Source organism: Streptomyces fuscigenes, assembly GCF_021556455.1.
In the GTDB taxonomy this organism is placed as follows: Bacteria; Actinomycetota; Actinomycetes; order Streptomycetales; family Streptomycetaceae; genus Streptomyces; species Streptomyces fuscigenes.
This window is the reverse complement of record NZ_JAKGCV010000200.1, coordinates 1-9,842: the sequence shown is the minus strand read 5'-3', so window position 1 is coordinate 9,842 and position 9,842 is coordinate 1. Positions and strand designations below refer to the sequence as shown.

The 9,842-nt window shown below is 73.7% G+C and carries 9 protein-coding genes; 4 read left to right on the top strand and 5 right to left on the bottom strand.

What is annotated here, in order from left to right; all coding sequences use genetic code 11:
- Nucleotides 1-1,182, bottom strand: a 1,182-nt coding sequence (locus L1885_RS16965; protein WP_235797965.1) for a slipin family protein, incomplete at its 3' end; no start/stop codon positions are given.
- A 273-nt stretch (nucleotides 1,183-1,455) separates the two neighbouring features.
- Here L1885_RS16965 and L1885_RS16960 point away from each other — a divergent pair.
- Nucleotides 1,456-1,800, top strand: a complete 345-nt coding sequence (locus tag L1885_RS16960) for a hypothetical protein (protein ID WP_235797964.1) — start codon at nucleotides 1,456-1,458, stop codon at nucleotides 1,798-1,800.
- 48 nt (nucleotides 1,801-1,848) lie between these two features.
- Here the strand turns inward: L1885_RS16960 and L1885_RS16955 are convergent, their stop codons facing one another.
- On the bottom strand, nucleotides 1,849-2,808 hold the full coding sequence (locus L1885_RS16955; protein ID WP_235797963.1) for an acyltransferase domain-containing protein: 960 nt from the start codon (nucleotides 2,806-2,808) through the stop codon (nucleotides 1,849-1,851).
- A gap of 285 nt (nucleotides 2,809-3,093) precedes the next feature.
- Here L1885_RS16955 and L1885_RS16950 point away from each other — a divergent pair, with 285 nt between their 5' ends.
- Entirely contained in the window at nucleotides 3,094-3,405 is a 312-nt protein-coding gene (locus tag L1885_RS16950; protein ID WP_235797962.1) for a DUF6343 family protein, read from the top strand.
- Between the two features lie 121 nt (nucleotides 3,406-3,526).
- Here the strand turns inward: L1885_RS16950 and coaE are convergent, their stop codons facing one another.
- The 3 genes from coaE to rpsA form a co-directional block, all read right to left on the bottom strand.
- A complete protein-coding gene (coaE, locus tag L1885_RS16945) occupies nucleotides 3,527-4,132 on the bottom strand; it encodes a dephospho-CoA kinase (RefSeq protein WP_235797961.1) in 606 nt (201 codons plus the stop codon).
- A 236-nt stretch (nucleotides 4,133-4,368) separates the two neighbouring features.
- On the bottom strand, nucleotides 4,369-5,313 hold the full coding sequence (locus tag L1885_RS16940; protein WP_235797960.1) for a PAC2 family protein: 945 nt from the start codon (nucleotides 5,311-5,313) through the stop codon (nucleotides 4,369-4,371).
- Nucleotides 5,314-5,706: 393 nt separating this feature from the next.
- Entirely contained in the window at nucleotides 5,707-7,215 is a 1,509-nt protein-coding gene (gene rpsA, locus L1885_RS16935; RefSeq protein ID WP_235797959.1) for a 30S ribosomal protein S1, read from the bottom strand.
- Nucleotides 7,216-7,650: 435 nt separating this feature from the next.
- Between rpsA and L1885_RS16930 the strand changes: the two genes are divergently transcribed.
- Together L1885_RS16930 and L1885_RS16925 are read left to right on the top strand one after the other, a co-directional pair.
- On the top strand, nucleotides 7,651-8,613 hold the full coding sequence (locus tag L1885_RS16930) for a class I SAM-dependent methyltransferase (protein ID WP_235797958.1): 963 nt from the start codon (nucleotides 7,651-7,653) through the stop codon (nucleotides 8,611-8,613).
- Between the two features lie 3 nt (nucleotides 8,614-8,616).
- Nucleotides 8,617-9,842, top strand: a 1,226-nt coding sequence (locus tag L1885_RS16925; protein ID WP_308117335.1) for a helicase-related protein, incomplete at its 3' end; no start/stop codon positions are given.

Genomic DNA, 9,842 nt, shown 5'->3' with positions numbered 1-9,842 from the left:
CACGGGACCGGCCGAGGGGCCGGGGGCCCGGGGGGCGGCGCCGGGAGAGGGTTCGGCATCCGGCGGGGCGCCGCCGCTCGGGGGTGCGGCCGGGCCGGCGTGCGGGGACCCACCCCCTTCGTCCGCCGGAGAGCCGGACGGGGGCCCGTCCCCTCCGGCGGGTGCGGGTGCGGGTCCGGGCGGTTCCGGTGGCGTCACGTCGTCGCCCGGAACCTCCGCCGGATCCGCGCCCGGAACGTCGTCGCCCGAAACCTCCGCCGGATCCATGGGACCGACGTCGTCAGCCGCGGGTTCGGCAGGTTCCGCGGGACCGACGTCGTCAGCCGCGGGCTCGGCAGGTTCCGCGGGCGCCGGTCCGGAGGGAGCGGGCGCGTGCGCCTTCGCCACGTCGGACACGGCCCGTACCGCGTGTGCGGCCTCCGAGGGGGTCGCGCGCTCCAGGAAGCGCAGCAGCTCCACGGGGAAGGGCAGGACCAGCGTCGAGTTCTTCTCGGCCGCCACGGCCACGACGGTCTGCAGGAGCCTCAGCTGGAGGGCGGCGGGCTCCGCCGACATCTCCCGCGCCGCCTGGGACAACTTCTTTGACGCCTGGAGTTCGGCGTCCGCGTTGATGATGCGCGCGCGTCGTTCGCGGTCCGCCTCGGCCTGCCGGGCCATCGACCGCTTCATCGTCTCCGGCAGGGAGACGTCCTTGATCTCGACGCGGTCGATCTGCACGCCCCAGCCCACCGAGGGGCTGTCGATCATGAGTTCCAGGCCCTGGTTGAGCTTCTCCCGGTTCGACAGGAGGTCGTCCAGCTCGCTCTTGCCGATGATGGAGCGCAGCGACGTCTGTGCCATCTGGGAGACGGCGAACCGGTAGTCCTCCACCTTGACCAGCGCGTCCGACGCGTCCACCACCTTGAAGTAGATGACGGCGTCGACCCGCACGGTGACGTTGTCGCGCGTGATGCCGTCCTGGCCCGGCACCGGCAGCGTCACGATCTGCATGTTCACCTTGTTCAGGCGGTCCACGAAGGGCACCACGAACTGGAACCCCGGGCCCCGCACGCCGCGCACCAGCCGCCCGAAGCGGAAGATGACACCGCGCTCGTACTGCTTGACGACTCTCGCGGCGGCCATCAGGTACACCAGGGCTGCGCACCCCACGACCACTGCTGCCACGACCCAACCCTCGACCATCATGGCCCCCTGACGACGGACCGATGCTCCTTTCCACCGTAAGTCCGCGGCGGCGCGGGGGCTACGTCCACCGGCACGGCGCCGGAGGTGAGCGGCGGAGGACGGCTGCGGCTCCCCGTGGCCCGCGGCCCCGTGCGGTCCCGGTCCCTCGGCCGGGCGTACCGGGCGTGCCGTGTCCCGGCCGGTCGGGCAGGGTGGCATCAGCCGCACCCCCGCGGACCCGGCGCACATCCCCGCCCCCGCACCGCCCCCCGCACAGACGAGGACGGCCCCATGTACGTGACCCAGCACCGGCGCCCCGTCGTCATCGCCTGCGCGGCGCTCCTGGCCGCCGGGCTGGCCGGCGGCTGCTCCGACCTGAACAGGACAGCGGTGGGGCCGGTCGACCACCTCACCACCCGCGGCCGCGTGATCCAGGTCAACAACCCCGTCGTCAAGGGATGCCACCGCTTCGGTCCGGCGGGCGCGAGCGCCGTGCAGAACGGTTCGCTCGTGGACCTGATCGCGTACCCGACGCTCAACTGCTCGGGCGACAGCTCGGACTACATCGCGACGACGCTGATGGACACCGTCTCCCCCGGCACGCCTCCCTGGCGCAGCTACCGCTTCGTGCACTGACGCGGCACCGGCCGGTACCGGCCGGCCGGGTGGCCAGTGCCGGCGGCCTCACAGCTCAAGCCAGCCGTGGCCCGTCGTCCAGTGACGGCCCGCCCGCAGGTGGTCGGCGATCGCGCGCTCCAGGGTCGTGCGGCGGGGAAGGTCCCCGGGCGGGAGCGCGGGGTCGCCGAAGACGAACCCGATCGCGTCCCGGTCGCCCTGGCCGCCCGCCTCCGGGGGCTCTCCGGGCCGGGCCGGCCGGAAACGGTCCTGGAAGCGGATGATGTTCGCCGTCGGCGGCAGGTACGCGGCGAGCTGCGGGTCGAGCAGCCACGAGTGGCAGGTCGCGATCCGCGCGCCGTCCTCGGGGAAGTGGCGCGCGAAGAACCCGGCGGCCGCGGCCAGCGACCGGTCCACGGCGTCCGGGGCGAGCGGCCCCCGGAAGTCCGGGATGTGCAGCGACAGGCACCTCTGGCCCTCGGCCGCCGGAAGCCCGGCGGCGCGGACTGCGGCGGACGAGCGGCCGCCGAGCCGGGCACGTTCGAACTGCAGCCTGCCGATCTGGTAGAGCTCCCCCCGGAAGTGCAGCATCAGCCAGCCGGGGGCCGCCAGGCCGCCGGTGCCGTGGCGCCTGCGGTGCACGGCCAGCTGGCGCCCGAGGTCGCCCAGTGTGCGGCGCTGGACGGAGTCGGGGACCCCTCGCTGCCGGTGGTATGCGCGCACGACGGGCGTGACGGCGAGGTAGACGTACACGGGGAAGCCGCGTACCACGTCGTCCGGCCAGTCGTGCTCCGCGGGCAGCGGCGGCGGCGCGGAGGACTCGCGGGGCAGCCCCGCGCCGACGCCGGACGCGACCGCCGCGACCGCCTCGTCGGCGAGCGACCTCAGCGCGGCGTCCGTGCGCAGCCTGCGGCGCAGTCGCAGCATCCAGGCCACGTCCTCGTGCGGCACGGCGAGGTCGAGCATCAGGTCGACGAAGTCCTCGTCCGGCTCGGGAACCCCTGGCCGCACGCTCCCTACGTCGGTCACCGCTCTCCCTCCCTCGCCTTCTGACCGGCACCGGACCGGCTGCGAACCGCCGTCGGACCGGCATCGGACCGGCTCCGGACCGGCTCCGGCGAGCGTCTCCCGATCGGCACCGGCAGGCCTTCGCCTCCTGCCGGGGAGATCGGCGCGCCGTCACCACCGGCCCGCGGGATCGGCCCGCCCGGTCCGGTCACCGCCGAGGGCCCCGCACCGCCCTCCGTGAGCCCGCTTGTGATGCCCCTCTTCGGGTACTCCGCAGGTGGAGCCTGCCGAGGAGGTGGATGTGCCATGCGCACCGGAAGTGAACCGATCACTGCGCGCAGCCCGCTGCGCCTGCGGTTCTGGCTGAGTGTATGGGGATTGGTCTGGTGCGGCGCCGCCGCCGCGCTCTTCGCGATCGTGTCCGCGCCGGCCCTGGCCGGCATCTGCGCGGCGCTGGCCCTGATCGCCCTCGTCGACCTCGGGGTGATCGTGCACCGCATGCGGCAGGGCGCGCACTTCCAGCCGGGCCGGGACATCCCTCCGTACGACCCCGTGCACGACGCGCGGTATCCGCGGCCGCCACGCCGCGGCTACGGCCGCCTGCACCGCCATCCGTGACGGGGGACCGCGCGGGGACACCTTCGGGGAACGCGGCCCGGAACGCCGACCACGCCGCGGGCCTCGCGACAGAAGCGACCCGCACAGGCGCGTGAGCCCGCGAGCGCGGGGGGCCGAGGCGTCAGCCCGCGTCCGCCGCGCGCTGCGTGAGCGTGTCCCAGACGGCCCGCACCTGGGGTTCGAGGGCCTCACGGGGTCCGTCGTTGTCGATGATCACATCGGCCGCCGCGCGCCGCTCCTCACGCGAGGCCTGCGCCGCCATGCGGTCCCGCGCGTCCTGTTCGGTCATGCCGCGCAGCCGTACGAGCCGGTCCAGTTGGGTCTTCGGGGACGCGTCCACCACGAGGATCACGTCGAAGTGGCTCATCATCCCGCCCTCGACCAGCAACGGGACGTCCTGGACGACGATGGCGCCGTCCCCGGCGCCGCGTTCCAGTTCGGCGGAGCGGTCGCGCACGAGCGGATGGACGATCGCGTTGAGCGCGCGGCGGCGGTCCTCGTCGGCGAAGACGATCGCGCCGAGCCGGGGGCGGTCGAGCGTGCCCTCCGAAGTCAGTACGTCGTCGCCGAACTCCTTCACCACGGCGGCCAGGCCGGGTGTCCCGGGTTCGACCACCTCCCGGGCGATCCGGTCGGCGTCGATGAGCACCGCCCCGCACGCCACGAGCAGCTTCGCGACCTCGCTCTTGCCCGAACCGATACCGCCGGTGAGCCCCACTCTCAGCATGGCTTCAGCCTACTCAGCGGCATGGCGGGGCGGCAGCGGCGGCCCGTACGGCCGGCAGACGGCGGGCAGACGGGGGAGACGAGGGGGGCGGGCGCCCGGCCGGATACGGCCGCCCTCCTCGGACGGCGAAGCGGCCCGCCCGGGCCCTGAGGTCCGCGCGGGCCGCCGCCCTGTCGTGTGCGATCCCCCGGCCGCGCCCGTCACCCGTTGCCGGTTTCCGGCGGGCCGCCGGCTCGTCAGTTGCCTCCTTCGCCCTCCCGCTCGGCGAGGAACTTCTCGAATTCGAGACCGATCTCGTCCGCGGAGGGGAGTTCCGTGGGCTCCGCGACCAGGTTGCCCCTGGTCTCGGCGCCGATGATCGCGTCGTACTGGTGCTCCAGGCCCTGCACCATCGTGACCAGGTCCTCGTCACCCTCGCCGAGCTGTCGCTCGATCTCCGTCTGGGTGCGCTGCGCCTCGGTCCGCAGGGCGTGTGCCACGTCCGGGACGACGAGGCCCGTCGCCGCGGTGATCGTCTCCAGGGCGGTCAGCGCCGCGTCCGGGTAGGACGAGCGCGCGACGTAGTGCGGCACGTGCGCCGCGACGCCGAGCACGTCGTGACCGGCCTCCATCAGCCGCAGTTCCACGAGCGATTCGGCGCTGCCCGGGATCTGGGCCTCGTCGAAGGGGCTGCGGTGACCCGGCGTCAGGTCCGTGCGGTTGCCGTGCGGGGTGACGCCGACCGGCCTGGTGTGCGGCACGCCCATCGGGATGCCGTGGAAGTTGACCACGAGGCGCACGCCGAGGCGTTCGACGATCTGCTCGACGGCCGCCGCGAACCTCTCCCACTCCACGTCCGGCTCGGGGCCGGACAGCAGCAGGAACGGGGCGCCCGTCGCGTCCTGCACCATCCGCACTTCGAGCGACGGCGTCTCGTACTGGGTGAACCGGTCGCGCCGGAACGTCAGCAGCGGGCGCCGGGCCCGGTAGTCGACGAGCCTGTCGTGGTCGAACCGCGCGACCACCTGGTTGGGCAGGGCGTCCAGCAGGTTCTCCACGATCTGGTCGCCGGTCTCGCCGGCGTCGATGTAGCCGTCGAGGTGGTAGAGCATGACGAGCCCGGTGGTCTCCTGCGCCAACGCCATGTCGACCGCGCCGAGCCCCTTGGGGTCCCACTCGTACAAATCCTGCGGATCAAGCACGATTACCGCTCCTCCTCCTGCCGTTCCCCGACAAGAACACGCAGGGCGGCGCAGGCATTCCCCGTCCGCCGCGCCCCGCGCGCCCTTCTCCCGGCCGCTGCTCGGCGCCGGTGGCCCGAGGGGTACAGGACCGGCGAGAACAGGCTCAGGACGGACAGGTGGACGGACGGGTGCGCTGCGGTCGGCACTCGGCGTGGCGGGCGGTGCGCCGTGCGCCACCCGGCACCCGGCACCCGGCACCCGGCACGGCCTCCCGGCCGCCTCGCATGCGGCAGGGGTCCGCGCCCGTCGGCCCCTGTTCCGGTCCCGGACATGCGGAAGGCCCGCTCCCCGAGGGGAACGGGCCTTCCTCACGACATCAGCGCGTCGGCGCCGGCGCCTGCGGCAGGAGCGTCAGCTCTGGCCGCCCGCCAGCTTCTCGCGCAGCGCGGCCAGGGCCTCGTCCGACGCCAGGGCGCCGGAGTTGTCCGTGGACTCCGAGGAGTACGAGCCGCCGGACGACGCCGGAGCGCCGCCCTGGCCGGCGGCCGGAGCCGCCGCACCCTCGGCCGCGGCCGCCTCGTCCGCCTCGCGGGACTTGATGACCTGGGCCTGGTGCTGCTCGAAGCGCTGCTGCGCCTCGGCGTACTGCGTCTCCCACGCCTCGCGCTGGGTCTCGTAGCCCTCGAGCCAGTCGTTGGTCTCGGGGTCGAAGCCCTCGGGGTAGATGTAGTTCCCCTGGTCGTCGTACGACGCGGCCATGCCGTAGAGCGTCGGGTCGAACTCGACCGAGGCCGGGTCGGTGCCGAAGGACTCGTTGGCCTGCTTCAGCGAGAGGCTGATGCGGCGGCGCTCCAGGTCGATGTCGATGACCTTGACGAAGATCTCGTCGTTGACCTGGACGACCTGCTCCGGGATCTCCACGTGGCGCTCGGCCAGCTCGGAGATGTGGACCAGACCCTCGATGCCCTCGTCCACGCGGACGAACGCGCCGAACGGAACCAGCTTCGTGACCTTGCCGGGCACGACCTGGCCGATCTGGTGCGTGCGGGCGAACTGCTGCCACGGGTCTTCCTGCGTCGCCTTCAGCGACAGGGAGACGCGCTCGCGGTCCATGTCGACGTCCAGGACCTCGACCGTGACCTCCTGGCCGACCTCGACGACCTCGGAGGGGTGGTCGATGTGCTTCCAGGACAGCTCCGAGACGTGCACGAGGCCGTCGACGCCGCCGAGGTCCACGAACGCACCGAAGTTGACGATGGAGGAGACGACGCCGGAGCGCACCTGGCCCTTCTGCAGGGTGGTGAGGAAGGTCTGGCGGACCTCGCTCTGCGTCTGCTCCAGCCAGGCACGGCGGGACAGGACCACGTTGTTGCGGTTCTTGTCCAGCTCGATGATCTTGGCTTCGAGCTCCTTGCCCACGTAGGGCTGGAGGTCGCGCACGCGGCGCATCTCGACCAGGGAGGCCGGCAGGAAGCCACGGAGGCCGATGTCGAGGATGAGACCACCCTTGACGACCTCGATGACCGTACCGGTGACGATGCCGTCCTCTTCCTTGATCTTCTCGATCGTTCCCCAGGCACGCTCGTACTGAGCACGCTTCTTGGAGAGGATGAGACGGCCTTCCTTGTCCTCCTTCTGGAGAACCAGGGCCTCGATCTCATCGCCCACGGCGACGACCTCGTTGGGGTCGACGTCGTGCTTGATCGAAAGCTCGCGGGAGGGGATGACACCCTCGGTCTTGTAACCGATGTCGAGCAGGACCTCGTCCCGGTCGACCTTCACGATGACGCCGTCGACGATGTCGCCGTCGTTGAAGTACTTGATCGTCTCGTCGATCGCGGCGAGGAAGGCGTCCTCGTTACCGATGTCGTTGACCGCAACCTGCGGGGTGGTGGCGGTGGTCTCGGTGCTGCTCGTCATGTGGGAAAGGGCTCCGGTACGGACATTGGATCGTAGGTACTGCTACGCCGAGAGCCCGATATCGCGTCCGCGGAGGCCGGACAGCGAGGCGAAGCGCCAACCCCCGTCGGTGTTCCACCGACCGGATGGGCGCCCCGACGAACCGAGGGTCTCCGAACAGATGCGAGCGCGGCTGCTACGTCTGAGGCGCGCAAGCCCGCAGCGCAACCTTTAGCATACGGGGGCAGCCAGGCATGGTCAATGCGCGAAGGCGCACACCCGGGGCGGAACACCGCATACCGGAAAACGGCACGTCGCGCGGGGGCCGTTCCGCGCGTCCTCCCCGGGCCGCCCGCGCGACCCGCGAGGCCCCGCAGGTCCGCCCGCTGCCACACTCGGCACAGCGGAGTCCGGTCCCCCGGGCCCGCCGGAGACTGCACGTACCTTACGACAAACATGACGACGGGCACGATGATCCAAGACAACGGCACACCCGAGTCCCGCACGAGCGCGACGACGCCCCCGCCCGCCGGCACCGCCCCTTCCCCGGGCGCGGCCGCGGCGCCCCTCCCCGCCGGGGCGCACCTCTCCGCCGGGGCGGCTCACGCCGTCGACGAGGAGTCGGAGGCCGCCCGCCGCGACGCCGGTGACACGGAGAGCACGCGCGCGAACCGGGGGTGGTGGGACCGCAACGCCGACGAGTACCAGAACGAGCACGGCACGTTCCTCGGCGACGACCGCTTCGTGTGGTGCCCCGAGGGCCTCGACGAGATGGAGGCCGGGCTGCTCGGCCCGCTGGAGTCGCTGCGCGGCCTGGACGTGCTGGAGATCGGCGCGGGAGCCGCGCAGTGCTCCCGCTGGCTCGCCGCTCAGGGGGCGCGGCCCGTCGCGCTCGACCTCTCCCACCGCCAGCTCCAGCACGGCCGCCGCATCGACGGGGAGCGGTCCGCGTCCGTCGCGCTGGTGCAGGCCGACGCGGGCGTGCTGCCGTTCGCGGACGGCAGCTTCGACCTGGCGTGCTCGGCGTACGGCGCGGTGCCCTTCGTCGCCGACCCGGTGAAGGTGTTCCGCGAGGTGCGCCGCGTCCTGCGGCCGGGGGCGCGGTGGGTGTTCTCCGTGACGCACCCGGTGCGCTGGGCGTTCCCCGACGAGCCCGGCCCCGAGGGCCTGACCGCGACCATGCCCTACTTCGACCGCACGCCCTACGTGGAAGAGGACGAGCGAGGACGGGCCGTGTACGTGGAGCACCACCGCACCCTCGGCGACCGGGTGCGGGACCTGACGGCGGCGGGGTTCCGGCTGGTGGACCTGGTCGAACCGGAGTGGCCCGCCTGGAACACCCAGGAGTGGGGCGGCTGGTCCCCGCTGCGCGGGGCGCTGCTGCCGGGCACCGCGATCTTCGTCTGCGAACGGGACTGAGCGGTGGCGCCCGTACGAGAGGACGCGCTCGCCGCGCTGCCCGTGCGGGCGGTGCTGCCGGAGCTGGCGGAGGCGCTCGACGGCGCGGGCTGCGCGGTGCTGTGCGCGCCCCCCGGAACCGGCAAGACGACGCTCGTACCGCTCGCCCTCGCCGGCCTGCTGCCCGGCCGGGGCGACGATGCGGCGGCTCCGGTGCGCCGGGTGCTGGTGGCGGAGCCCCGGCGGATCGCGGCCCGGGCGGCGGCCCGCCGCATGGCCTGGCTGCTGGGCGAGCGCACCGGGCAGCGGGTCGGCTTCACGGTGCGCGGCGAGCGGTCGGTGGGGCCCGCGACGGTCGTGGAGGTGGTGACCACCGGCGTCCTGCTGCAGCGCCTCCAGCGCGACCAGGAACTCGCGGGCGTGGACGTGGTGATCGTCGACGAGTGTCACGAGCGGCACCTCGACGCGGACACGGCCGCCGCGTTCCTGCTGGACGTGCGGGCGGCGCTGCGGCCGGAGCTGCGGCTGGTGGCGGCGTCCGCGACGACGGACGCCGCCGGCTGGTCCGCGCTGCTCGGCGGGGCGCCCGTGGTCGAGGCGGGCGGGGTCTCCCACCCGGTGGACGTCGTGTGGGCGCCCCCGGCGCGGCCCCTGCGGCCGCCGCACGGCATGCGGGTCGACCCGGCGCTGTTGACGCACGTCGCCGGCGTGGTGCGCCGGGCGCTGGCGGAACGGGCGGGCGACGTCCTGGTGTTCCTGCCGGGCGTCGGCGAGATCGGGCGCGTCGCGGGCCTGTTGGGCGGCCCCGGCGAACTGGGCGCGGAGGTGCTTCAGGTGCACGGGCGCGCGCCCGCCGCCGTGCAGGACGCCGTGCTCGCCGGTACGGACGGCGCGCGGCGGGTGGTGCTGGCGACGTCGGTGGCCGAATCGAGCCTGACGGTGCCCGGGGTACGCGTCGTGGTGGACGCGGGGCTCGCCCGCGAACCCCGTACGGACCACGCGCGCGGCCTGAGCGCGCTGACGACGGTGCGGGTCTCACGCGCCGGCGCGGACCAACGTGCCGGCCGCGCCGGGCGCGAGGCGCCGGGAGCCGTGTACCGGTGCTGGGACGAGGCCGGCCATGCGCGCCTCGCCCGGTTCCCCGCCCCGGAGATCAAGGTCGCCGACCTCACGGCGTTCGCGCTCCAGGCGGCGTGCTGGGGCGACCCGGGCGCGACCGGGCTCGCGCTGCTCGACCCGCCGCCCGCCGG

Excerpts from the sequence above, each read along its gene's own strand:
- L1885_RS16930 (WP_235797958.1), top strand. The coding sequence starts at position 7,651 with ATGACGACGGGCACGATGATCCAAGACAACGGCACACCCGAGTCCCGC.
- rpsA (WP_235797959.1), bottom strand. The coding sequence starts at position 7,215 with ATGACGAGCAGCACCGAGACCACCGCCACCACCCCGCAGGTTGCGGTC.
- L1885_RS16950 (WP_235797962.1), top strand. The coding sequence starts at position 3,094 with ATGCGCACCGGAAGTGAACCGATCACTGCGCGCAGCCCGCTGCGCCTG.
- L1885_RS16960 (WP_235797964.1), top strand. The coding sequence starts at position 1,456 with ATGTACGTGACCCAGCACCGGCGCCCCGTCGTCATCGCCTGCGCGGCG.
- coaE (WP_235797961.1), bottom strand. The coding sequence starts at position 4,132 with ATGCTGAGAGTGGGGCTCACCGGCGGTATCGGTTCGGGCAAGAGCGAG.